The sequence below is a fragment of the Sphingobacterium paramultivorum genome, from assembly GCF_014109745.1.
In the GTDB taxonomy this organism is placed as follows: domain Bacteria; phylum Bacteroidota; class Bacteroidia; order Sphingobacteriales; family Sphingobacteriaceae; genus Sphingobacterium; species Sphingobacterium paramultivorum.
On the sequence record NZ_CP058555.1, the window covers coordinates 3,454,876 to 3,479,560 of the forward strand.

At 40.9% G+C, this 24,685-nt stretch carries 16 protein-coding genes; 1 reads left to right on the forward strand and 15 read right to left on the reverse strand.

Annotation, left to right across the window (positions count from 1 at the left end):
• Positions 1-62: 62 nt before the first annotated feature.
• From HS960_RS14650 to HS960_RS14670, 5 genes are all read right to left on the reverse strand, one after another.
• Positions 63-467 carry a hypothetical protein gene (locus tag HS960_RS14650; protein ID WP_182329794.1) on the reverse strand — a complete coding sequence of 135 codons (405 nt, stop codon included), beginning with the start codon at positions 465-467 and terminating at the stop codon, positions 63-65.
• 84 nt (positions 468-551) lie between these two features.
• Positions 552-932, reverse strand: a complete 381-nt coding sequence (locus HS960_RS14655; RefSeq protein ID WP_182329796.1) for a hypothetical protein — start codon at positions 930-932, stop codon at positions 552-554.
• Between the two features lie 44 nt (positions 933-976).
• A complete protein-coding gene (locus tag HS960_RS14660) occupies positions 977-1,384 on the reverse strand; it encodes a hypothetical protein (RefSeq protein ID WP_182329798.1) in 408 nt (135 codons plus the stop codon).
• Positions 1,385-1,470: 86 nt separating this feature from the next.
• The gene (locus HS960_RS14665) at positions 1,471-1,875 is read right to left on the reverse strand and encodes a hypothetical protein (protein ID WP_182329800.1); all 405 of its coding nucleotides are present in this window, start codon (positions 1,873-1,875) and stop codon (positions 1,471-1,473) included.
• A 416-nt stretch (positions 1,876-2,291) separates the two neighbouring features.
• Positions 2,292-2,738, reverse strand: coding sequence for a nuclear transport factor 2 family protein (locus HS960_RS14670; protein WP_182329802.1), 447 nt, complete (start codon positions 2,736-2,738; stop codon positions 2,292-2,294).
• 342 nt (positions 2,739-3,080) lie between these two features.
• Here HS960_RS14670 and HS960_RS14675 point away from each other — a divergent pair, with 342 nt between their 5' ends.
• Positions 3,081-3,422, forward strand: a complete 342-nt coding sequence (locus HS960_RS14675; protein ID WP_120335500.1) for a hypothetical protein — start codon at positions 3,081-3,083, stop codon at positions 3,420-3,422.
• A 571-nt stretch (positions 3,423-3,993) separates the two neighbouring features.
• On the opposite strand, the gene HS960_RS14680 is transcribed toward HS960_RS14675, so the two are convergent.
• The 10 genes from HS960_RS14680 to HS960_RS14725 form a co-directional block, all read right to left on the reverse strand.
• Positions 3,994-5,559 carry a DUF4832 domain-containing protein gene (locus HS960_RS14680; RefSeq protein ID WP_228280021.1) on the reverse strand — a complete coding sequence of 522 codons (1,566 nt, stop codon included), beginning with the start codon at positions 5,557-5,559 and terminating at the stop codon, positions 3,994-3,996.
• A gap of 44 nt (positions 5,560-5,603) precedes the next feature.
• Positions 5,604-6,818 (reverse strand): SusE domain-containing protein, encoded by a 1,215-nt coding sequence (locus HS960_RS14685; RefSeq protein WP_200845622.1) that lies wholly within the window; start codon positions 6,816-6,818, stop codon positions 5,604-5,606.
• 123 nt (positions 6,819-6,941) lie between these two features.
• The gene (locus tag HS960_RS14690) at positions 6,942-8,582 is read right to left on the reverse strand and encodes a RagB/SusD family nutrient uptake outer membrane protein (protein WP_120335571.1); all 1,641 of its coding nucleotides are present in this window, start codon (positions 8,580-8,582) and stop codon (positions 6,942-6,944) included.
• Positions 8,583-8,598: 16 nt separating this feature from the next.
• A complete protein-coding gene (locus tag HS960_RS14695; protein WP_182329804.1) occupies positions 8,599-11,595 on the reverse strand; it encodes a SusC/RagA family TonB-linked outer membrane protein in 2,997 nt (998 codons plus the stop codon).
• A gap of 435 nt (positions 11,596-12,030) precedes the next feature.
• A complete protein-coding gene (locus HS960_RS14700; RefSeq protein ID WP_228280026.1) occupies positions 12,031-13,260 on the reverse strand; it encodes a glycosyl hydrolase family 28 protein in 1,230 nt (409 codons plus the stop codon).
• A 78-nt stretch (positions 13,261-13,338) separates the two neighbouring features.
• Positions 13,339-17,313 carry a hybrid sensor histidine kinase/response regulator transcription factor gene (locus HS960_RS14705; protein WP_182329808.1) on the reverse strand — a complete coding sequence of 1,325 codons (3,975 nt, stop codon included), beginning with the start codon at positions 17,311-17,313 and terminating at the stop codon, positions 13,339-13,341.
• A gap of 290 nt (positions 17,314-17,603) precedes the next feature.
• Positions 17,604-18,374, reverse strand: a complete 771-nt coding sequence (locus HS960_RS14710) for a hypothetical protein (protein ID WP_182329810.1) — start codon at positions 18,372-18,374, stop codon at positions 17,604-17,606.
• A 14-nt stretch (positions 18,375-18,388) separates the two neighbouring features.
• Positions 18,389-21,154, reverse strand: a complete 2,766-nt coding sequence (locus HS960_RS14715) for a sugar-binding domain-containing protein (RefSeq protein WP_228280027.1) — start codon at positions 21,152-21,154, stop codon at positions 18,389-18,391.
• An 86-nt stretch (positions 21,155-21,240) separates the two neighbouring features.
• Positions 21,241-23,028 carry a glycoside hydrolase family 2 protein gene (locus HS960_RS14720; protein ID WP_182329812.1) on the reverse strand — a complete coding sequence of 596 codons (1,788 nt, stop codon included), beginning with the start codon at positions 23,026-23,028 and terminating at the stop codon, positions 21,241-21,243.
• A gap of 28 nt (positions 23,029-23,056) precedes the next feature.
• Complete coding sequence (locus HS960_RS14725; RefSeq protein ID WP_228280028.1) at positions 23,057-24,445, reverse strand: DUF4832 domain-containing protein; 1,389 nt, start codon at positions 24,443-24,445, stop codon at positions 23,057-23,059.
• Positions 24,446-24,685: the final 240 nt, after the last annotated feature.

Genomic DNA, 24,685 nt, shown 5'->3' on the forward strand with positions numbered 1-24,685 from the left:
GATCGCTGTAGACACAGCTCTTAAGGATTGGACAGCTGCCTGTCCTTGGAACAAAGATACGATTAATACGTCTGTTTTTGTTGATATACTTTTGGTTCATGCGCTGACAGCACATTGATTAAACCATCAGCATGCAAAAAGATAAAATGCTGAACATTTTCTTTACTAACAATATGATAACTATTTTTTACTATCCAATCAATCAAATCAGATTTTTCCACCGTAAATAAGGACCAGTTTCCAGTAATACCATAATCGTCAATTATTTTTAAAGAACTGTTTTCATTTTGATTTTGATAATAAAGTGCATGAAATCCAAAATCGAAGACAAGGTTAAGTTCAATATTCTCTATTTCAAAACTTATCTGCAGTCCATTCTCTTGATCATCTGATAAACTTATTAAATAAAGGTCTCCATTAATCATCTCAGCGGGATGCCATTTTTTTAATATGTTGCTCTTTTTCATATGCAAATTTAGTGGTGTTTAATGGCTCATAAAAATGGGTAAGCATTCCTTGAGCAAATCCGAACTTCGTCTTTTTACTCCATTTCAGAATTCTGCTTGCCAGACAACTTCGATTTCATCACCACTTATGATGTCGATAATATTATTTACATTACCAACTGAATAGTGTTTCAGATCCCAATCTGAAAACATTTCTTGACTTTCTCTACGAAACCAATCTAAATAGTTTGAATTATCAGATACCACTAAACCTCTATAACTTGGGTGCTCATAGAGGCTTCTTGATCTTGCACCTTCATCTGTCACTTGATAAGACATTGCACCTTTAAATTTTAAGATTAATATTCGGTCATCTTTCATTTCAGCCAGATGAATCTCTATGCTACCACCGTTGTCCGTTAAATTAACAAAATAAAGATCATTTGGTGGAGGAGATACAGGATCCCATTTTATAAAATTGTTCATAACTATTGATACCTGAATTTTGTTCCTTTTAATTTATTAACGGGTTAACTCACTAACGTTTTCACCTCTTCCTTACTTAACCAGCGAAATGTAGCAGGTTCATCCGAAAGTACCTCAATTGCATTTTCTAAATTATAAATAACGAAATGTTCAATATTTTTTCGTTCTAAAATATCATAGCTGCCCTCAATAACTGAATCCAAATAAGCGGAGCATGTAGATCTCGCAAATCCCCGAAAATCGTCGTTCTCGCTAACCATCTTCATTAGTGCCAAGTCGATCGTAACTTTATACGAAACAAAATACTCAAATTTTATTTCGAGAATTTGAGTGTGATCAACTAAGTTTTTTAAAAGAATAACTATTTCACTGTATTCCACATACATTTTATAAAAAAATAAATCTTGAGGAAGGGATAAATCAATAGCCCATTTTTCATATTTATCTTTCATCGTGTAGTATCTAAATTTTGTTTCTATTACTTTTTCGTCCCAATTCAATATGGGGCGCTGATATTAGTCCTACAGGGCCAACCTGACTACCTATCCAAATTTTCAATTTCTTTTTGGAAATTAGCTAATAGAGAACAAAATCGAGTTTTCAATAGCTCACTTTTTCTTTTATTATCTATAACAATTTCATTAAAATAGATCGCATCAACCCAAATATTTAAATTATTAGTATTTGTTTCGAGCATAAAATCATAGGCCTTTTCGATATCCGACAGTTCAAAACTTGAATATATATCCTCAGATTTGGATAATTGCATAGCTCTCAATAATAACTGACTTGACCTTGAATCCATTTTATAGCAATTATTCAATTTATCAAAATTTTCCAGGAACGACAGGTCGTTACCAACTTCACGCTGAAGTTGATCTAATGCTTGGGCTAAAGAATCTTCAAAACTTTTTAACGCCAATAGGTGCTTTTTAATATCCATTACTTATTCTTTTCTACGCACAATAATCTAAGTAACTAACCGCTCTATTTTTTCACAATATGATCAGCTGTAGTTACGACTCTTGAGATTCTAATCTTATTTTATTTCCGGTTTATACAATGGTCGACACTGAAGATTTTGGGAACAATATCGATACAATGATCAGTTCTTATACATAAGCCCAGTCCGATTAAAGTATACTTTTCTTCCATAATTACTATCATCTAGCGACCACACGCTATTTGCACGAAATCTCAGCACGAATGGTGAATACCTAAAGTTAAATTAAAAGTTCCAAACTTGTATATCAGAATAAAAGCCACATCTCCCGACATGGCTTCGAACTAAATTTAAATAGATGATTTCACTAGTGGCCTGTCCTCCACCCGATCTGGCAGATTACTAGCTATTAGATTTTATTTATACGAATTGATTGATTTCGAAACTTTCCAGCTGTTACCCTCGCGCTCTAAGGTAACCAGGTCAGTCTTGGTAAAATTTTCAAATTTCAAAGTTACTTTTGCGACCATATAGTCTGCTGACTCTTCAAGGATATCGGTGTTTACGGTGCAGTTCAGCTTCTCTCCTTTTTGCTTTTTCAAGAATTTAACGATTTCGCTACGGCCATGACTTTGCGCATTGGACGCTTGAAACTTTTGGTTAAAATCTTCAGCAAATAGCTGCTCTACACCTGCTGATTCTCCCGCAGTGGTTACCGCAAGATAGTGATCCAGTGCCAAGTCTGCTGTGGAAAGATTAACGTTTGCTTTCTCTGATTTCGAACCTGGTCCTGCAGCTGCCATAGCGAATGTTGATACGGCGATTAAAGCTGCTGCTGCGAATGTTTTTACTAGGGTTTTCATAATATCTTTTTTATAGTGTTAGTTCTGTTGTTCTTATTTGTTGACTCAAAACTACAACACAATAGGTCCCTGACCTATGGGCTTTAGACCAACGCTCGGGAAAACTCGGTGAACGGCCGGAATCGGGAGGTGAAGATATGTACGAATACCCAGTCTAATTTTTGAGCTGATTTCAGTTTACTGGGTAAACTAAATATCAACTAAGTAAGCGCGAATATTAGATCAACTCTCACGAATACAAATCGCTCCGCCCAGTCAAATTTCTTGTGATTACTTTTAGCATTAGATAATTAAAACATGCCCAAAAGGCATATATTATTTAACAAATAAAACTTAAAAACAATGAAAAAGTTATTGATGAGTTTGGTAGCCCTAGCTGCGCTATCGACAGCGGCTTTTGCAGGCACGGACACAAAAGCACCCAAAGAAAATGCAGAAGTAAAAACAAGTACTTCGGCAGCATCCGAAACCACCAACAAAGTTGAAGTTGCCGAATCAACAAAAGAAAGCAATGCAAAGTTTCTAAGAAAGTGTGTTTACACGCTAACAGTCTACAATAGTAGTGGCCAAGTTATTGACACTTTCACTTCGCAAACCTATGTTGAAAATTCCTGTTCAGGATTCTTCGACAACTGCAGAACGATTTACAGACATATGCTTGCCAATGGTGAATTAGGAATATAGTCTGCAAATTATATTTCATTCGAATTATAAGTGCTGAAAAATAAGCGGGGCTAAGGCCCCGCTTTGTATAATACCTAAATCATTTCCTACAAGTTAGCAGTTAACCCAACATGACTATGCTTAAGATTCCAGCCAATTACATTGTTTTACTTTGCTCCATTGAGTAATAAAATTCAACAAAACCACTTCAAATCTGCTGTTGTTCTTACTATACAAAACGGCTACTAGCTACATTTCAAAAAGAAAGAGTCAACATAAAAATTGGAATCGTACGGTGAAAATTCAATAGTATTTAAAAACATTGGATGACGAAACAAAAACGAGGAAACGATATGAAACATAAAAATTACTGTACAAGTATACGCTAAAACAAAGGGGCTAATTTGAACATCGGGCCCTTTTGAGGTAAAAAGCAACCAACGCTTAATTTTAGCTACTTAAAACACTATAAAATTACAGGTATATGATTACTGTACAAGTACACGCTAAAATAAAAGGCCTGATCAATATCAGGCCCTTTTGACTAAAAAACTTTCGCTAATTTTGGCTTTTAAAACTTATGCGAATGATCTCACTGTACCTGCACCTCCAATAGTTTTAACCATCCTGAATCAGTTATATCGCCATTTACGGCAAGCCTTATTCCCGGCTGATTTTCATTTGTTGTATCTACAATGGCGACGGCCCAGGTATAGTTTCCAGCAGCTACATCGACATTAGCTTTCAACTCGTATGCGACTGGATTATTCTTAAGCCAGGTGGAAGGTTCTCCTTTATCATCAACAAAAACTTTTTTCACCCTGTTTTCTTCGTCCAGGAGTGCAAAAGCTACTTTATATTTATAATTCCATTGAGGAATATTATTCGGGAAATACCCCCAGCCCATATTCCGCCAGCGGTGGTTAATTGTTGTTTCAGTACCCGAATTGACTTTCTCCGGTAAATAAATACGATCGGGATACAAACGATAGCCACCTTCAGAAATAAAACGCTGGCATAAGGTAAAAGATTTGGTGAACCAGCTTTCAATTTCACCGATACGGAAATCCATCATATTTACAGCAGCTTCCAAGGAGCTGTCAAATTCGCCCTGCCGAACATCTTCGGGATGGTCTTGCCTGTATTTACCGCTTGGATCAGTCCAGTAACGGTGTGTACCAGTCGTAATCCAACCACCTTCCATAATAATCGGGCGTTTAAAATTCCAGACCTTGGCAAAATTCTTCTCCCAGCTTTGATAATAATCGGTCATTCCAAAGGCATCCTGACGCAGGCTGTACCCTTTATTGATCATCTTATTCAACAGCTTCTCCGAATTAGGATTAGGAGCTCCATTGCCCGCAGGGTCGCCAACTAAGCGGTGATAATTGATCAGCAAAGGCACTTTTGTAAAGTTCTTGGAATACACATCTGAAATCCAATCAACAACTTCTTCTTTGATCACCTCAATATTTTGGCCGGAAGGATTATTAGGATCTTCGTAAATGACACTATGTCCCTCCCCCCACAAACCGAGTCCATAAGCATCGACAAAGGAGGTTTTATTTAAATCATTAAAATCCTTCGCCAACTCTTCGATCAGCTTGCTATAATATTTCCGAAAAACAGGATCTTGCAGCACGGGTGTTTTTCTATCCGGAAAAGAAGCATTGGCAACATAATACTTGGCGCCTGCATCGAAAACAAACTGCGGCGTATTTGCTCCTTGATCGCGACCGTCGACGACGATACGAAAGGCGATTGGCAATCCTTTATCTTGTGCCCCTTTGATCATTTTATAGATTGCCGTGCTGGGATCCCTCCAGGCATATACGCCATCTACAGGATTAAAAGTTCGCCAGCTGGTACGGATATAACAGGCAGATGCATAGTCAATTGCTTTGACCGTTTTACCTAAGTCAGGTACATAGAATTGGGTGTCCCAATAGGAAGGAGTCCCCGAAGCTGAAGCATACATGACCCAGCCGTTTAAAGGGTTACGAAACATGGCACTGCGGTTGTAGCTGGGTTTCACCAAGGTCCCTGCTATATCTTTTTCGTTATCAGCACTATCTTTCTTGCATGAAACCGCTAGAAAGCAAAGCATGATAGCAAATGCGCTGAGGCAGGCTTTTTTATAGTTTATATTGTTTTTCACTTTCAGAAATGTTAAAATTAATTTAAATGCTTTGATACAATTGCTTACCGTTTTAGCCCCAGAATTGTCATGTTCCTTAGATCAAAAATCAGCACATTGGTCGTGGCCGGAATGGTGAAATAAGAATTTCGGTTCGCGCCAACGGTACCTCCGCCCAATTCTGCGACTTTTCCTAAAGTAAGCGTCAGGGTCTGAGCCACACCTTCAGTCGTAGGCGGAGCACTAAAAGCATAAGCCAGGTTTTTGTTATTACTGTTGTCTCCTGTCACGATAAACTTGGTGGTCCCGACTTTACCCCCAGTATAGACCAAAACCTGCGGATCCGCCAAACTTACCTGACAATCCATTTTTACCGGAGTTCCCCAGCCATTGATACTTCCGTGCATCCACAAATCCGCCACCGTGGTCGTATAAGGCTGATCCCCTGTCCATGTCACTATTTTGGGAGCAAGTGCTTTCGCTGGAGAATAAATGGTTGCTGTCGCTTTTTGCATATTGACCACAACGCGATACTCGCCCGCAGTTGCTATTTTCCAGGAGAATACGTTTTCTCTCATTTTGATGCCAACGGCATTTCCATCGTTTAGTTCACCGCTTCCATCGGAGGTAACAACATAATTGGTTTCACCGTTAAATTCGACCGGAATTTCCAGTTCGCCAGGCTGCAAATTCAATACATAAGCATACTGATCCAGATTTTCCAATGTTTTTGGCATCTCCACTTTGCTCCCGCCAACGGCACTTCCGCTCAAGAACACTTTATCGGCATCAAAAACAACCGTCTTGATCGGGTTTACTGTAATTCTTACAGTACGTACTTCGGGTGCCTCAAAAGTTGCACCGCCCTCCCATTGGGCAACCACTCTAAACTCTAGTGTAAAGCTTTTATTTGCTGGTATGCCCCACTTTTCATTTGCCCAATTTTGTAATTGTTCGGAAGTAAAGCTTCTGCTCAATACGTTATCGTCTTCATAGTTGAATATGGCTGTACCGGTACCAAAATTGTTCCCCACCACATCTAACATCGTACTGTAGCTGACCAAATGATCATCTGATTGTACCCTAGCGGGTTTCCAGTTAAATGTGACGATATCTTTGGTCAAATTGACTTCGTCCAGCGTAATGTTTTCCGACGAAGGCTGAAGGTCCATCGTTTCATTGACTTTGGGTATATCCTGAATTTCCTGTTTGCAGGATAACTGGCAAAGTACCATGCTTAAGAAAAATAAGGTTTTGTATAAATAATTGATGATTTTCATTGATTTATAGTTTTGCTAACGTTTGGATAGAATCATGCGCTTGACTAGCGCAACTGCTTTTTTGTCATCAGATGGGAAAGCTGCCGAAAATACGATTAGGATTTGGACAGCCTCCCATAACCATTAATTATAACCCGGATTCTGCGGGAACGGTGCCCCTGTATTGGCATCCCTGATCACCTGTGGAATAGGCCATAAGATATTGTTGTCCGTAATTTTATCCTTGATCGCATTATTATATTTTTTGACCCGCTCCACCAAAGTATTGGTACGCACCAGGGTAAATCTTCTGCTTTCTTCACCAACTAATTCGCGGATACGCTCATCGAGCAGGAAATCCATATTCATCTGAGCGCCGGTAATTTCGGACGCTCCCGCTCTTTTCCGCACTTCATTGACGGCTTGGGCAGCTTTATCCGGCATATTTTGTCCCAAATAGGCTTCAGCAAGCAACAGATAGGTTTCAGCCAAGCGGAATTTCATACGGTCTTTATAACTACCGGTCAAACTTAAATTTTCAGTACGTCCGTAAAAGAATTTTGTAATCGCTGGAAATAAGCTTTTTGTCGTAAACCAGGTCTGTTCGGTAATATTGGCTTTTTTACCATATAGCGAGGCCTCATTCGCGTTGTTGTAATACCAGTTGCGTTTAATGTTATAACCTGAATTACGGATATCATTTGCTTCGAAAATACCAGCGACATTGCCTGTAGCATTGGTACCTGTGGTGCCTACCCACCACTTCATTGGTACTAATTGTGCAATACCACGGCCGCCCAATGTGTCAGCCAAAACAAATCCTGTAATCGTCGAGTAATTGGGTATCCAAGCCCTACGCGTCCAGTCATCCGAATTGGTACCACCACCGATCGTGTTAAACTGGAACTGCAATACCCAGATACTTTCTTTATTGCCACTTTTTCTATTTTGGTTATTTTCCAGAAATAAATCGCTAAATACATCGCCTGGTTTGCTGCCATTTACGCCATATCTGTTTTTCATAAGGTTATAATACCCACTATTGATGACCGCCAATGCGGCCTTTTCTGCTTCGGCATGATTGCCCTGCAATAGGTAGATTTCGCTCAGCAAATGACTTGCGGCCCATTTGGTCAGCTTTCCTTCTTTTACGTCGTCCGGATTTGTAGGCAGGTTATCCACCGCAAACTTCAGGTCGTCTACCATGTGGCCGATGACTTCGGCTTTTGGTGTACGGGTAAAATTAAGCTGAAAATCATACAGGATAGTTTCCACATAGGGTACATCGCCATAGAGATAAACCAAGGTACGGTAAGCATAAGCCCGAAAGAAGCGAGCTTCAGCCTGAAAACGTGCCTTATCCGCAGGCGTATCCCAATTGGTATTTTTTTCGGAATAAACCAGCATCAGGTTTGCCGATGAAATGAGGTTGTAAGCCCAATTCCAGTAAGTACCCACAAACCGTTCTGAGGCAGTAAGTGTAAGGTTTGCAAAAGCCGTCAGCGAGCCATCGCTATTAATGGCATCGGCGATATCTGTAGATACCTGTAAAGCTTCATATGGGCAGGCACCATTATGGATGAAGGCGCCACCTTCGCCATAGGTATTGTATTCTGAACGTGTGAGTGTATACAAACCAGCACTCCCCACCTCGAAACCGTAGGTGCTGGTATAGGTATTGGAGGGGGCCAGTTCAGTTTTCAGTTCTTCCTCCAGAAACTTCTTACAGCCTCCTAAGGTTAACAATACGATAAGCCCTAAACTTGTTGTGATAATATTTTTCATTTTCATGTCCATTCGATTAGAAGTTTACATTTAAGCCAAACATATACGAACGTGCCGTCGGATAGGAGGCCATCCAGGTGTTGTCGTAATTGAGTACCTCTCTGATATTAGAAATCGTATTCAGATTGTTCACGCTAGCGTTTATATCAATACCATTTACACCGACCTTTTTAGCAATTTTGTGTGGCAATTTATAACCAAAGGTGATGTTCTTCACCTGTACGTAGCTCACCTTTTTATAGTACCCGTGTCCTAATGGATTGAGATAACCGGGTGAAACAATCGTCGCATTGGGGTTCTCCGGTGTCCAATAATTGGCATCGTGTACATAGTTGGTAATCCCGAAAGTCCAGGCCCCAAGATTGGCCATGTGATCATCGCGCCATACATCAAAAACCCCGGTTACCAACGCAGATGCATAAAAATTTTTGTAAGAAAACCGATTGGCTAAAGAGGCTGTATAGCGTGGATTTTTAGATCCGATGACCACCCTGTCACTCGCTTCTATCTTGCCGTTACCATCGCGGTCGTACAGCTTGGCAGCTCCGGGTGCTGCCCCATCCACAGTAATGGTTTCTCCATTTTGCCATACACCGATCATTTTATAATCGTAGAATACTCGTAATGGCTTACCAATAAACCAGTTGTTGGCAATATCATCGATACCATCCCCTCTCAACTCGACAATTTTGTCTCGGTTTAAGGAAAACACAGCGGTCGTATTCCATTGAAAATTTTCCCCTTTCACGTTCGTGGAGTTTAAGGTGACTTCAATACCTTTATTTTGGGTGGCGCCGATATTGTCCCAAATCCGGTTATACCCGTTCATGATAGGTACAGTGCGGGTCATCAGTAAATCTTTCGTTTTAGAGAGATAGGCATCGATAGTTCCCCCCAATCTGTTATTAAATAACTGAAAGTCCAGTCCCAGGTTGGTCGAATAGGTGGTTTCCCATTTCAAATTAGGGTTCCCCACACCATCACCGGCCAAATAGGCTGTCGTAACGGCAGTACCATCATCGCCCCAGATATATTTTACATTGGAGTATAAGCGGTCTAACGTGCGGTATGGTGTAATCGCCTGGTTACCGTTGGCACCATAAGAAAGGCGGATTTTCAGCATGTCCAGCCATTTGGCGTTATCTTTCAGAAAACGTTCCTCCCCGATTTGCCACGCCGCCGCTGCGACAGGAAAAAATGCGTATTTATTGTTGACACCAAATACAGAGGCTCCATCTGTACGTCCTGTCAGGGTCAATAGATACTTGCCTTTGTAGGCATAATTTATTCTGCCCATGTATGACAGCATCGCAGATTCCGATAAGGAAGCGCTGTTGGAAACAAGACGGCTGGCCGAACCGATCATAAAGTATTCGGTATCATCGGTTACAAAACCTGCACCGCTTTGGGCTGTTGACCAGCTTTTCGTTTTTTGCATACTGAATAAACCCGTCACATCAAAACGATGATCGCCGATCTGCCGCTCGTATTTGAGCAGGTTCTCCCAGGTATAATCGTTATAATTGGAATTGTTAATGGAAGCACTGCCTCCAGCCTGCGTACCCTGATCCCTGCCTTCAAAAGTATTGCGCCCGTAATAGGTTCCGGTAAATCCGTTCCGATAATTATAACCAAAATTTGATCGTAAGGAAAGACCCTCTACCGGCAGCAAAATATTGGCATAGCCAGAAAGAAAGAAGTTGTTATTATACCTATCCTGAATCGCGTTAACGTTGCGCATCGGATTGACGATCAATGAATACTCCATGGGCTCGGGTACATACTTCCCCGATTCGTCTTTATAGCTCCCATAAGGACTTTGTTTTATGGCATGTTCCAAATTTGGCGTAATACCACCGTCGCTTTTCCGGGTATATTGCAGGCCAACACCAGTGGTTAACCATTTATTAAAAGTCTGATCCACATTTGTGGTAATATTTAAACGGGACAACTTAGAATTGTATACCACACCCTCTTGATCCAAAGCAGCAAGGGCAGCCATATATTTTGTATTTTCTGTTCCACCGGAAATGCTCAACTGATGATCCATGGTCATGGCTTTTCGAAAGACGTAATCCTGCCAATTGTTAGTAATGCCTTTCGCATAATTACCGCGCTCTGTTACGCTAATAATATCCCCGGCGATAGGATCTAATAGCGCTCCAGTATAGCCCTGCCTAATTCGGGCAATATCTTGTTGAAAGCGGATATATTCATTTGGTCCCATAACATTGATGCGTTGCATAGGCTCGGCCATGCCGATCAAACCTTTATAGTTTACCTGAGCTCTACCCAGCGCCCCCCTTTTGGTTTGTATCAGAATAACCCCATTGGCCGCACGCGAACCGTAGATGGCCGAAGCCGAGGCATCTTTTAAGATCGAAAGGTTTTCGACGTTGTTGGGATCGATATCTGCCAGGGATCCGCTGTAGGGAATACCATCTAAAATAATCAACGGACTATTGTTGGCCGATATCGAATTTTCACCGCGTATCAACAGGGTCTGTGATGCTCCCGGCGCAGCCTCGCCGGTCGTAATGGAAAAACCGGCAACCTGTCCCACCAAGCGATCCATCAGGTTTGAGGTAGATACCATGCTTAGCTGCTCTTTTCCGACCACAGCCAAACCTCCTGTTAAATCTTTCTTCTTGGCTGTACCATACCCTACGACCACAACCTGATCCAGGACATTATTTCCTGACATCTTCACATTGATGATTCCTGATGGATTGACCTTTAATTCCTGGTTATTAAAACCGATGTAGGTAAAAAGTAGCGTAGCCGTGCGTGGCGCCAGAATGGTATAACGGCCATTTGCATCTGTCTGAACACCGGTTTTCGCCCCTTTAATCATAACCGAAACACCCTTAAGTCCTTCTCCCGCATCATTGGTGACCTGACCTTTGACATTTATTTGATCTGTTGCTTGCGAATAAGCATAATTAGCCGCCACCACCGATAGGGTAGCACTCATTATCCAGCTCCTGAGCCAGATATGTATCTTTTGTATCATTGATTTATAATGGTTAGTTTAAAATTTACTTGCGTTCTTTACTTTCCCTTTCTCGTAAAGAATATGAGTTTAAAATAGGTCTGCTTCAATAGGCTTGGATTTTTAATTTAAATTTTGTGATACATACTATCTCATTGCTGCAAATGCATGCGCAATGCCGATGGCAAGACTTCGTTTTCGTTCTTATTGACGAAACCTAAAATTCCGTTGCGCCTTGCTATTGATTTTTGTAAAGTTCGGATTACCCTGCGTGAGCCTAATCACGTGGTCGGGAGGAATTTTCATACACATATTTTGCTTTTTTAAAATTGGTTAAGACAAAACTATAATCATCACCAATTCGTAGGGTTCGTTTTTGTACGAAAATGGTTTGATTTTGTACAAAAGGCAAAAACATGTGTTTTTCGCTGTAAAATGGAGGTTAGAAGCGCTTTATTATTCTTTTTTTATACACATTAGATGATCTAGGATAACGGTATCGCTTGGTTGCACATCGATAGCTTCACCCCGACCTTTATAAATGATATCGCGGAAACTGGCCTGCGAGATACCTTTGGCTTTTATAGGTTGATGACTGATTAAATTTCGTACAAATAAGCCCTGCACATGCTCGCCATACTCGACCACCAAACCTTGTTTTGCTAGCGGACTGATGACCATATTCTCGATAAAAACATGACTTATACGGAGCTTACCCACAGGCATAATCCGTATGGATCGGTGTGAAATTGAATAGAAGTCCTGCCAGTTCTGGAGATAAATAGTTGAAATGTTGTCGATTTCGCCCCTATAAATCGAACCACTTACCACATTTACATTTTCTTCACCTGCTCCCACTCCGGTATCTGTCAACCCTATATTAATAAAGTCGTCACCGCTTTTACCTTTGCAGTTCGCAATAATAATATTTTTACAGCCAAAACGTATGCCCATGCCGTCTTGGTTCAAAATCTGTTTGTCTACTCCATCAACAGTTACTGCCTGCCTTACGTTAAAAGTAATATCGCTTACCTTACCGTTTGTACAGTGTTCCAATACCAGTCCATGCCCATGATAATCCTTTAATGTAATGCCGCTAACCTCAAATACATCAGTGTGAGCCAATATGATGGCGTGGTTCCGCCATCCACCTTTTTGGTTCTCTCCGGGCTTACCTGCATCTGTACCATAAGATTCTCCAAATCCGCTGGGATTTAAGGACAAGATTTTATTATGGTCACCGGTAGCTCTGGGATGATCAGCTCCTTCTAAAAGAACATTTCCTTTTCCAATAATCCGGATATTCTTTGTGGGTGCTATATCTTTAATTGACAGCCCTGCATTTGCAGAACGGATAAAATTATCCCGGCATTTATCCGATAGCTTAATGGTACAGTTATTCAATTCAAGTTCAAAATCGCCCGGAAGCAAAATGGCCTGATCGATGAGCCAGACACTTTTTTTTGTTACCGCATCGTATTTAGGGATCACTACTTTCCCAGTCGACTTTTTTGCTTCATTTATGGCTTTTTGTATACGTTCTGACTGGGAACCACTCTTGTATTTATTGGGGCTGATCGAAGTCTCATCTACCTTTTGGGCGACAGCCGCTGTCAGATAAATTACGTTAAACAAGCAAAAGCAATATGTAAGCAGAAGCGTTTTTCTAAAAATTGTCATTTTCATGATCGTTAGGATTTCAAAAATATAGAATGGCCTTTCACCTATCTGAAAGGGTATATCGGTCAACTATTGGCTGTATTTTTATTTCTTTCCACTGGAAACCTTTTTCTTAAACTCTGAAGGGCTCAGTTCAAACTGTTTTTTGAAACAGACGCTAAAGTATTTGGCATTGTTAAACCCGGTTTGGTAAGCAACTTCCGCTATCGTCAAATCCGATTTTTCTAACAGATAAGCACTTCTTTTCAGCCGCATATTCAAAATAAATTCTTTGATGGACATTCCCACAATATCATGTATTTTTTGATAAAGAATGGTTCTGCCTACGTTCATATCAGCCACAAAATCTTCTACGGAATAACTGGCATTGTCAATATTTTCTTCAATTACCTGAATGGCCTTAATCAGCAGTTCCTCGTCCATGGAGGTAACGGTTACATTGGAGGGATCTACCTGAATGTGTTTGCTGTATTTTTCTTTTAGTTCCCGCTGATTTCTTAGAATGGTTTCCGTCTGTTGCAACAGGTAGTCGACATGAAACGGTTTATCAATAAACACATTAGCGCCATATTCCAATGCTTTTATTTTATGCTGGTTGTCATCTCCCGTACCCGAAATCATAATAATAGGAATATGGCTCGTCTTAAAATTTTGTCTAAGGCTACGGCATACTTCCAAGCCATTGCGATTTGGCATGATCAAATCGGTAATAATAAGTTGCGGATAAATTTTTTCGGCTTTAATTAAGCCCTCTTCCCCGTCACTCGCCGTGTACACATTATATTTTTCGGCCAGACGCTGCTCCAGATAGACACGCAGCTGTTGGTCATCTTCAATGAGCAGGATATTATCTGTCTTTTTTATAGGGATCGATCCTGTTTCTGGGGCTGCAGTATCCTGCGTGATAATATCGTCGATTTCAGAAACGGTGTAATCATACACGTTAGGCTGCATGTCCCCTGCCCCGGCCTGTTTCCTTAACGGTAGTGAAAGGGTAAATGAAATTTTATCGGTCTTATTGACCATCCATATTTTACCCTCCAGCACATCTACCAGTTCTTTCACAATAGCAAGTCCAAGTCCTGAACTTTCTTCAAAAGTTGGCCGATGAGAAGATAAGCGGTTGAAAGAAGTGTAAAGTGTCGCGATCTGTTCTTCAGAAAAACAATCACCGGTATTTATAACTTCAATGGAGATGTATTCGACTTCCGTTGGATTTAACGAAGGAAACCGTTCTTTTTCTTCTGCTGTTGCACTATAGATACGTACGCCCACATACCCATTATCTGGTGTATATTTTAGGGCATTGGAGAACAGATTAGTCAATATTTTTTCGATAACATCGTAATCAAAGGCAACATATAAATTGTCCTTGTACGCGGAAATATTGGTTTCAACACCTTTTTTATTGGCATAGAGCTCAAACAGGCTAAATATATCCCTTACAAAATTGATAAAATCACCGACCTGCGGATTGAGCGTAATTTTTTGGCTTTCTATTTCGCGAAAGCGCAGCAATTGGCTAATCATCCGCTGTATTCTGGATACATTTTTCTCTATTAAATCCATGTATACCAAAGCAGTATCGTTGGATACAATAGTATCTTTGAGTTGCTTAAGCGGCTGTAAAACCAAGGTTAGCGGTGTTTTCAAATCGTGTGAGATATTGGTAAAGAAGTCGGTACGCGCCTGGTTCAGCTCTTGCATATTCTGTTCTTTTAAACGCTCGAGTGCTAATCGCTCTTTAAACACTCTTTTATTGCTGTAATATCTCATTATGAAAAAGAGCAGAGCAGAAACAAGTGCTGCATAGCAGCAATAAGCCCACCAGGACAAGAAAAATGGTGGATCGACATGGATATATAATCGTGATATTTGATCGCCCCATAGCCCATCATTGTTGGAAGCCTTGATTTCAAAGATATAATCTCCGCCCGAAAGGTTGAGAAACTGTACAGATTTCTGGTTGGCATGACTGATTTGCCAGTCTTCACCAAGCCCCAACATCCGGTAAGCGAACTGGTTCTTCTCTGCGGATAGATAACTATTTGCCGAAAACTTAATTTCTACATTGGACTGGCTACTGGAGAGCCTTATCTTGTCTTCTTTTTGATTGGAAAGACTACCAATGTCTTTCGTTAAAACTGATGAGCCATCCGCTGGTTTCACGAGTTTATTGTTGACCAGAAATCCTGTAAAAAAAACTTTCGGTTTTTGCAGATTTTTATTGAGGTACGCCGGATCGAAAAGTAGAAATCCATTGGTACCACCAAACAGCATTTCACCCCTAGAAGTTTTGTAAGCGGCATGAATATAAAATGAACCAATGTTATTTTCCTGATAAAATCTGGCTTTCTCAAATTTACTGGATTTCCAATTGAAACAAAAAAGACCATCACTGGTACTTAACCAGATATTTTTCGTGGCAGCATCTTCTAATATGCCAAATACCATTTTCGCCGGGAATCCGTTACTTACACTATAGTTGACATATGTCCCATCTCTTTTGAGTACATTTACGCCTTTACCCAATGTCCCCAACCATACTTCGCCATTTGAAGTCACTGTATAACTACACAGGTAATTTGCTGAATAGGAAGCATCTTTGAGCGCGTAGTGTTTCAATACCTTTAACGTATGGGGATTTACAACAAAAAATCCTTGATGGCTAATTAAACAGAGCTGATCTTCGTTATTCACATATAATGCTTCGACTTCGAGTTTCATTTTTTTGCCCTGCGCATCAAGGACGCTCACCATCTCTATAGGACCTAGCGGCTTCTTTCGATATAAAAATGATTTATCGGGATCTGTCATCCACCAGATGCCTTCCTTATCGTTTACAAAATCATAAACGGTGAGTGGTTGCTGGCTCTCCGGAGAGCGGAAATTGAAACTGCTGAAATGCTGATTGTCCACATCATAACTACCAATACCGCCGTTATAGGCTGAAATCAACAGTTTTTTGCTCGTTCGGTCAAATTTCAGGCGTTTAATCATATGGGGACTCGACGAACTACCCTTCGATTTTTCTAGAGGGTTAAACTGATCCTTTTTTCTATTCCAGTAATTCAGGCTCCCCCCCTCGGTACCGATCCATATATTTCCCAGATGATCTTCCTGAAAACTACTGACTATGGGGTGATTGAGTCCCCCTGGGCTGGGCTTGAAGTAACGTACTCGGGAATCGTAAAGCGAGCAATAAGCTATTTTACCACCGTAAGTACCTATCCAGGCCCCTTGGTCCGGATCTGGATAAATTGTCCATATCGAGTTATTCGGTAATGAATAAGCATCGTTCAAGTTCATTTGCAAGGAGCTGCTGCTTTCATTGGATGGATCATAAAGATACAATCCAGCTTGCGTAGCCACCCAGATCACCCCGGTTTGGTCCAAATATAATTTTTTGGTTAACACGGCTGAATTTCCCATTATGCTTACTGGGATCTTCTGTTTTAAGTTACCTGTTAAATCTGTTACATGGATTCCCCCTCGTTGTGTTAAAAAGTAATATTCCCCCCCGTACGCGACCGCATCGTTCACCTGATTTGTCGTACTACCAAAATCCGCAAACTGGATTAGGCGTTTTTTCGCCATTTCAACTTGGTACACGACAGCGCCTTGGCTTAGAAACACCTGATCTTTAGCACTCAATATATTTTGGAAAGACTTGTTTTTGGGCAATAAAAAGCTTTCTGTCTGTTTATTTTGCGGATTATAGCATAGTATGCTATTGTCTGACAGCATGTAAACCTGACCATCGCTATGTACACAAAGCGAACGGATCATTCCGGGAACCACGACATGAAAAGAAAACCGTTCGTAATCGAATTTTAATAAGCCTTGCCCAGAAGCTAGAAACAGATTTCCCTTTTTATCCCGAATTAAAGAACCATAACCCCATTTTTGCGCTGGTTTGATCGCAGAGACGATATCATTTAACTGATAAAAACTATTGCCATCGTACATGAAGAGCGCATCGGGCCCCGTGTACCAAATACGTCCTAAACTATCTTTTGCGATGCTCTGTATACCGCCATAATAGGAAGTTTCGGGCATCAGATGAAACCTATACCTCGAAAGATCGATACCGAGAACACATTGTCCCCAAAAAACGACGAAACAAATTATCAGACTGTATTTATTCATTTACCGATGCTACTAAAGCTGTTTAAATTTCTATCCAAGATTTACGCGTGCCAGGTTCAATCAAAATACCCTGCTGCTAATTGTTGATCAGTGGTTCTATAAACTTCGATTATCATACTATTAGGCAATGAGCTTCGTCGAAATTCTGGCCTTAGCTCTTTTTCAGCTGTTCAGATCCATGCGAAGCCAACAGTACCAATTTACTTAAAAACAGGCGTTGGGGACAAACTTATCTTCTTTTGCTGATTATTTTTGAGTTCGAAGATTACAAGTTCATTTTTTCCGGGTTTTAAATCCGTAGAAGGAATTAATATCGACTGCTGTTTTTCTTCCTCCCAGTAAGATCCCAAATATTTTTGATTTAACCATACCTCGCCCATTCCCCATCCTGTCATATTAAGATACTTGTTTCCGGACAGATTGTGTTCGAACTGACCTTTGTAAAAACCGGGGCTGTCATTCGCTGATCTTTGTTCAAAAACCAAATCCTTCAGTGGATAATTACGCACCGTTAAGGGGATCATTTTCCAGTCTTGAAGGTCGTTTCCGTCTAAAGTAATGGTGCCAAATATCCCTTTTGAATTATCTGTAATTTCTGGTCCGTAAGTGATCCGGCCAATATTCTCGACATAAAATTGAAGTAAGTGTTTGCCTGGATGTGTTTTGATGGCTAGTTTTTTACTCTTATCTGTCAGGCTACCCTGTACCTTACCGTCGAGATAGACCACGGCATAATCGCGTACGTTTTCTAATTCCAGCTCTTCGCTTTCGGCATCAGTGTTTATCTCGGTCTGATAAAGTACATAGCCCGATTCGATGTCCAAATCATTCAAAGATAATGCATTTTCCGCCTCGACAGCCTTATTATAAACCTGGTTTACAGACGCTTTCTCTTCTAACCTAATTTCCTGTGCCATGAGGGGCTGACCCCAAAAAACAGTCATCACAGATAATATCATTGTTCTTACCATTGTGTAAATCTTTCTTATTTCTCTAAAAATGATTGAATAAAAGTTTCGTCCACGGCCACTTGCGGCGAGAATTTCTCACTTTTTACATAATTATCAATACTGTACAACAATTGTTGGGTAGCGGGACGGTTATCCATATCATTTTTGGTATCCAATGCCAGTACCAGCAATTTCCCGCCGTGCAGTTTGGCTTCGAAACCTATACCCAATTTCTGGTTGTTGTCGTAGCTGTCGATGACCTGTATAAATGGACGCAGTTGTTGTGGTGCATGTTGCATTTCGATTACTTTTGCATGGTTCAGGATATCCCACCACTGCCAATCGGTATGGTATGAAGTAAGAAAATCATTAAACATGGCCTGCTTATGATGAACCAGATTGCCGATGGTCATCGGTGCCCATGCAAACATAATGGGGTTCCAAAAATGATTGTGAAACAGTGACTTTCGACCTTTCACCTGGTCTGGAGAAGGATAAAGAACCACGGTTTTACCCTGGGCCAACTGCCTTTTTGCAACATCATCGTAGACATCGGTGTACAATACATTAGCTGTAGACTGCATCAGATGTTGATGCTTTGGATATACCCAAATGTCCCAGCTATTCTTAATGCTATCGTTCACCGCAAGATGAACCGTAACTTTTTGGGTGCTGATGTTTTTTAGGGAAATCTCAAATTCACCTACCGGCGATACATTTTCGTTGGCAATGGTTTGCTTTTTCAGTGTTCCCTTTTTCAATACGTTGCCAGCGGTATCGGTCAACCACCATTTAATTTTCGCATTTTCAAGTGCAGAATTGCTAAAGTTATATACCTCGGCTTTTCCCCTAAATGTTTCTGTGTTGAAAAAACTGCTTTTATCGTAGCGCAGTAGAGCGACCGTTGGCGCGCAAAACTCGCTGAATTTTTCTGCTGTAACCAATCCTTTCGAATCCCAGAAAGGATCGAAGATCCCCACGGGCGCGTACCCTTGTCCCGGAAAGTCATTCATCGACAAAAGCTGAAATCCGGCAGATTTACCTGATCGCAACAGAGCTTCGATCACGGCTTTGTACTCCAGCACGGTTAACGCACCAGATGCTCTGAAGAAATCCTTTGCTTGGTCCAACATGCCATTTTTTTGTAATAGATCGCTAAATACTTCAAAATTGCGGGCCTCTACGGGACTGTTGGCATATTTCTTTATTTCATCAAAATTTGGATAAATACAGCGTTGTCCTGACTCGTGTGAAATGACGGGCACATCTACATCAGATTCCAAATTCTTGTCCCAATCGGTACCGGGCAGACCTTCGTACACCTTCACCGGCCCTTTATTGGTTTGCTGGGAAACGTAATATTGATCTGATTTAACGCGTGTTCGTGCCGTGGAACCGCTGTAAAGATGACGGGGATCAGCTTTTCTGCCTTCGGCAGTCAACTCCTCGATAAAGTCGAAATTCCCGGTAATTTCATTTCCGTTGCAGTACAGAACAAAAGAAGGATGGTTGCCATATTCTTTTAAAATAGCTTTAATTTCCCTACGGAAGAAGTTATATCTAGACTCGTCGGGTTCGGCATCTTTGCCCCACATAGGCATTTCCACTTCAAAATATATTCCATGTTTGTCTGCCATGCGAAAGGCCGCCGCCGGCGGGCACCATGAATGGAATCGTAAATGGTTCATGCCATACGCCTTCATCAGCACCATGATTCGTTCCCAAGAGGCATCGTCGAGCGGAGCATGGCCTGTTTTTGGAAACACTGCATTTTCTACATTGCCTCTTAAATGGATGGGACGATTATTGAGCAGTACATGGTTTTTTCCTTGTTTTACTTCACGCATACCAAAGGTTGTCGCTTTTTCATGTCGGTAGCTGTTTTTGCCGTCGGAGGTATTCAGTTGACAATTTATACGATAGAGGTTTGGGTTAAACTCATCCCACAATTTGATATGCTTACCTAATGGAATAGTGGTCTCTACGAAGGTCACCGAATCGGTACTTACCAGTGCAACTTCATCCTTAAGACTGTAGTTTGTTCCCTCGATGACGAAAGACACTTTGCCCTTTATCTGTTTTTTGGTCGCATTATTTACCCGTAATTTTACTTTTATGGACTGATCGGCTATATTTGGATATACCTGAAGATCTTCCAGATAAACTGGGTCTATGGCCAGCAGTTTTATTTCTCCTAGAATACCGTTCCAGTTAATCTGCGTAAATTCAGTATGCGCATGGTTCCATTTGTGTGTATTATACTGAAACCGGTTATCGATACAAATGGTCATGCGATGCTTCTTTCCGGGCTTTACAAATGAGCTCAGATCGTGGTTGTGGGGCACACTTACATAATCGATACTGCTGACTTCCTTGGTATCTACAAAAACTGAACTCAACCAGTGGGTACGCTCAAAGTATAGGAATATTTTTTTCCCTTTCCATTCGGCAGGGATTTCAATATCACGTTGGTACCATGCCGGTCCCATGTATTCGTATTTTCGGGTCAGGCGATCGATATATTTATAGGGATTTTTATATCCTATCTGATAATCATCGGTAATACCGGGAAGCTTAATTGTTTCTTGCAAAAGATGATTATAGCGGGGGGACAGCGATCCTCTACGGAAATCCATCACGTCCGTCTGGAACCCCCAAGTTCCTGATAAATCGATAGCATCTTGAGCCTTTAACAAGGATGCCAGCAGGAAAAACCCCATTAGGCACATCATTTTAAAGTATTTATAGATGCTTGTCCTGTATTCATCCATTTTGTGTTTCGATAGTTTAGGTGCTTTCATTCTTTTCAGTATATTATTTTTGTAGGCATCGAAAAAATAGTGTCACTGTGATACTCCTCTTTAAGCTCGGTTTCGTAATTGAAGTCTTATTTATTATCATAATAATGCTTCATCAGAAACCAGGCTTTCTTTCGGTAGCCTTGGTCTGAGATCAATCCTTTGCGGTTCCAGCCATCTTGGTTGGTCGGATGAAAACGGAACGGCGAACGGAAATCAAATAGCACCCAAGGTGAAGTTCCGCGCAGGTTTGGAATATGCTTAAACATTTCGAGGTTGTTTTTGTACAAAGTCGCTTGGTAATCTTCACTCCATGAACTGACGACATCCTTTTCGCCCGTTTTGCCATACAGCGCCTCGCCTCCAAATTCAGAAATAATTAAGGGCTGGCCTTTTGCCACATCCCATACTGCTTTATCAGGAGAAACTGGCCAGGAATGGTACCAGCCTAAATATTTGTTGACAGCTACGACGTCCAATTCTTTCGTAAAAGGATCATCCATAACAAAGGTTTCCTTCTCCTTATTGAAACGAACAAGATCAAAAGCAGCGGTTATAAGCCTGGTCGTGTCAATGGCTCTGCATGTAGCAATCAAATGCCTGATAAAAGCATTTCTAGGCTCGGATGGTTGGGTTTCATTGGCTACGCCCCAAAAAGCGAGTGCGCAACGATTTTTGTCTCGAGCAACCATTTCCCGCATCATTTTACCGGCTTTCTCTTTGGTCGATTCATTTTCAAAATTGATGCCTTGCCAAATGGGAATTTCTTCCCACAACAAGAAACCCATTTTTTCGGCCATTCTCACGATATATTCATTTTGTGGATAATGTGCCAAACGAATCATATTACAGCCCAAAGCTTTCGCTTCTGAAAGCAGCATCACTGCATCTGCCTGTGAAAAAGCACGACCTCTGCGCTGAGGTATTTCCTCATGAAATGAAATGGACTTAAGAAAAATAGCTTCGCCATTCAGGAAGATATCTTCCCCTTTTACCCAAATATTGCGAAAACCTATTTCCTCTTCTATTTGATCGTCGCGCGTTGAAATCTTCACGTTATACAGTTTAGGTGAAGTGGGCGACCAACGTTTGATTTTTCTCGATAGGAATGAAGTTTTTACTTCCCCCTGAGCATCTGTTTTAAGCGTTTGTTTTAGTTGTAGTTCCGGTATTTCGATAGTTACCGAGGAATTGGCCATCGTTTCCGAAAGTTTGACCTTCGCATTGATTTTATCGGCTTTGGTTTTGTCCAATTGAACAAAATAATCGTCGATAAAAACTTTTGGCGTGCTTACCAAAAAGACATCTCGGGTGATACCGCCATAGTTCCACCAATCAAAGGCCATTGCCGGAATGGCATCAACCTGCCGGCTATTATTTACCTCAACTGCCAAAAAATTATCGTTTTCTTTAGCTGCATCTGTTATTTCAATCTGAAAGGGGGTAAAACCACCTTCATGTTGTGCAATCTCTTGTCCATTGAGATATATGCGACAACGGTAACTTACCGCAGCAAAATACAAGAACAACCTTTTGTTATTTTCTTTCACTACATCGAACTTACGCCCATACCAGATGGTACCTTCGTAATATTTAAGTTCAGGCATTTGACTGTTCCAATCTGAAGGCACATTTAAACGGAGACCATTCTCGAAAGCGTATTCATAAAAATCAGTCTTGCTTTCGGCTTTTTTATTCAGGTAGATTTGGTTTTTTCTTCCCTGGTCGTACAAGTCTACAATAGCGTCCCACTTTCCATTTAAGGATTGAGCTCGCCTACCATACACATTGGCCATATTTTGCTGTGCAACAAGGTTGGAGGTTATCAGGCTAAAAAAAAGGGACAATATCAAAGATAGATTGATCAGCTTTATCATAATAGGTGTTAGTTGTTAATAAAATTTTCTATTTTACCTGTAATGCCGAAAGCTTTGTCCAACCCTGAGCCGTCAAATCTCCATCAAGAGCAAGTTGAATTGCAGGCTTATTTTCCTTGGTCGTATCAACAATGGCGACTGCCCAGCTATATATCCCTGCAGGTAGATCTACTTTTGCATTTATTTTATAACTCGCAGCAGCACCTTTCAACCAAGCAGACGGTTCACTCTGACGATCTACAAAAATCTTTTTAACATTCCCTTTGGCATCTAACAGTGCAAAAGCAACTTTATATTTGTAGTTCCATTGTGGAATATTATTAGGTAAGTAGCCCCAGCCCATATTCTGCCAACGATGGGCGATTTGCGCTACTTTTCCCGTCTTGATATCTTGAGGGAGGTTGATTTGGTCTGGATATACACGGTACCCCCCTTCTGTAATAAACCGTTGAACCAAATCAAAGGACTTAAACCAGGATTCAGTTTCTCCCCCCGCTCTAAAGTCCATCATATTGACATGGGCTTCGGCCGACAGGTCCAACTCACCTTTCCTCACATCCTCATCATGACCTTCTCTATATTTTCCACTGGGGTCTGTCCAATAACGGTGCTTACCTGGAGCAATAATCCAGCCTCCTTCCATGATGATAGGACGCTTAAAATTCCATTTCTTGGCAAAATCCTTTTCCCAATTCTGGTAATAGCCAGTCATGCCAAAAGCATCTTGGCGAAGGCTATACCCCTTATCAATAGCTTTATCCAATAAGCGTTCACTATTCGGGTTGACTGCTCCCCAACTTTCGGGATGACCGACCAGACGATGGTAGTTGATAACCAAAGGAACTTTTGTAAATGTGTTAGCATATAAGCTGGTCACCCATTCAAGGGTTTCTTCCTTTATTTTTTCAGTACTTTCGGGTGTTGCCATTTTAGGATCTTCATAGACAACATAATGTGCTTCGCCCCATTTCCCCAAGCCATAGGCATCAATAAAAGAGGTCTTTTCAGGATCATTAAATTCCTTGGCCAAAGCTGTGATAAATTTGGTATAGTATTTTCTAAATACCGCATCCTGAGGATAAGGTGTTTGCCTATCGGGATGATTTTCATTTTCCAAATAATATTTGGCTCCGAGGTCGAACACAAATTTGGGTGTATTTTGACCTTGGTCGCGACCATCTACCACAATACGGAGCGCTATGGGCAACCCTCTCGTTTGTGCGCCTTTAAGGAGCTTTCCTATTTTAGAGTTTGGATCATCCCAGGCATAAACACCGTCACTGGGATTCAGCGAAGACCAGCTCGTGCGTACATAACATGCCGAAGCATAATCAATGACCTTTACCTTTTTACCCAATGCTGGTACAAAATATTCGATATCCCAATACGTATCATCGGCATTACGGGGAGCATACATTACCCAACCATTTAATGGGTTGCGCAAGACTGAATGACCATCGTATTTTGGCTTTAATAAAATATACCCGGTGTTGCCCGAACCGCTTTTCCCTTCATTTTTTTGAGAAAAACCAAGCAATCCAGAAGTGCACAATAAAAGCGTTAAAAAAAATTTTATTATCCAATTTGAGATTAGCTGTTTGTTTATCATTTCGTATTTGAACATATTTTCAAGTCTATTGGTTATTGTAGTCTATGC

Excerpts from the sequence above, each read along its gene's own strand:
- HS960_RS14725 (WP_228280028.1), bottom strand. The coding sequence starts at position 24,445 with ATGTATGCTCCCCGTAATGCCGATGATACGTATTGGGATATCGAATAT.
- HS960_RS14670 (WP_182329802.1), bottom strand. The coding sequence starts at position 2,738 with ATGAAAACCCTAGTAAAAACATTCGCAGCAGCAGCTTTAATCGCCGTA.
- HS960_RS14720 (WP_182329812.1), bottom strand. The coding sequence starts at position 23,028 with ATGATAAAGCTGATCAATCTATCTTTGATATTGTCCCTTTTTTTTAGC.
- HS960_RS14675 (WP_120335500.1), top strand. The coding sequence starts at position 3,081 with ATGAAAAAGTTATTGATGAGTTTGGTAGCCCTAGCTGCGCTATCGACA.
- HS960_RS14690 (WP_120335571.1), bottom strand. The coding sequence starts at position 8,582 with ATGAAAAATATTATCACAACAAGTTTAGGGCTTATCGTATTGTTAACC.
- HS960_RS14665 (WP_182329800.1), bottom strand. The coding sequence starts at position 1,875 with ATGGATATTAAAAAGCACCTATTGGCGTTAAAAAGTTTTGAAGATTCT.
- HS960_RS14660 (WP_182329798.1), bottom strand. The coding sequence starts at position 1,384 with ATGAAAGATAAATATGAAAAATGGGCTATTGATTTATCCCTTCCTCAA.
- HS960_RS14705 (WP_182329808.1), bottom strand. The coding sequence starts at position 17,313 with ATGCCCGAAACTTCCTATTATGGCGGTATACAGAGCATCGCAAAAGAT.
- HS960_RS14650 (WP_182329794.1), bottom strand. The coding sequence starts at position 467 with ATGAAAAAGAGCAACATATTAAAAAAATGGCATCCCGCTGAGATGATT.
- HS960_RS14710 (WP_182329810.1), bottom strand. The coding sequence starts at position 18,374 with ATGGTAAGAACAATGATATTATCTGTGATGACTGTTTTTTGGGGTCAG.
- HS960_RS14715 (WP_228280027.1), bottom strand. The coding sequence starts at position 21,154 with ATGAAAGCACCTAAACTATCGAAACACAAAATGGATGAATACAGGACA.
- HS960_RS14655 (WP_182329796.1), bottom strand. The coding sequence starts at position 932 with ATGAACAATTTTATAAAATGGGATCCTGTATCTCCTCCACCAAATGAT.
- HS960_RS14700 (WP_228280026.1), bottom strand. The coding sequence starts at position 13,260 with ATGAAAATGACAATTTTTAGAAAAACGCTTCTGCTTACATATTGCTTT.
- HS960_RS14695 (WP_182329804.1), bottom strand. The coding sequence starts at position 11,595 with ATGATACAAAAGATACATATCTGGCTCAGGAGCTGGATAATGAGTGCT.
- HS960_RS14685 (WP_200845622.1), bottom strand. The coding sequence starts at position 6,818 with ATGAAAATCATCAATTATTTATACAAAACCTTATTTTTCTTAAGCATG.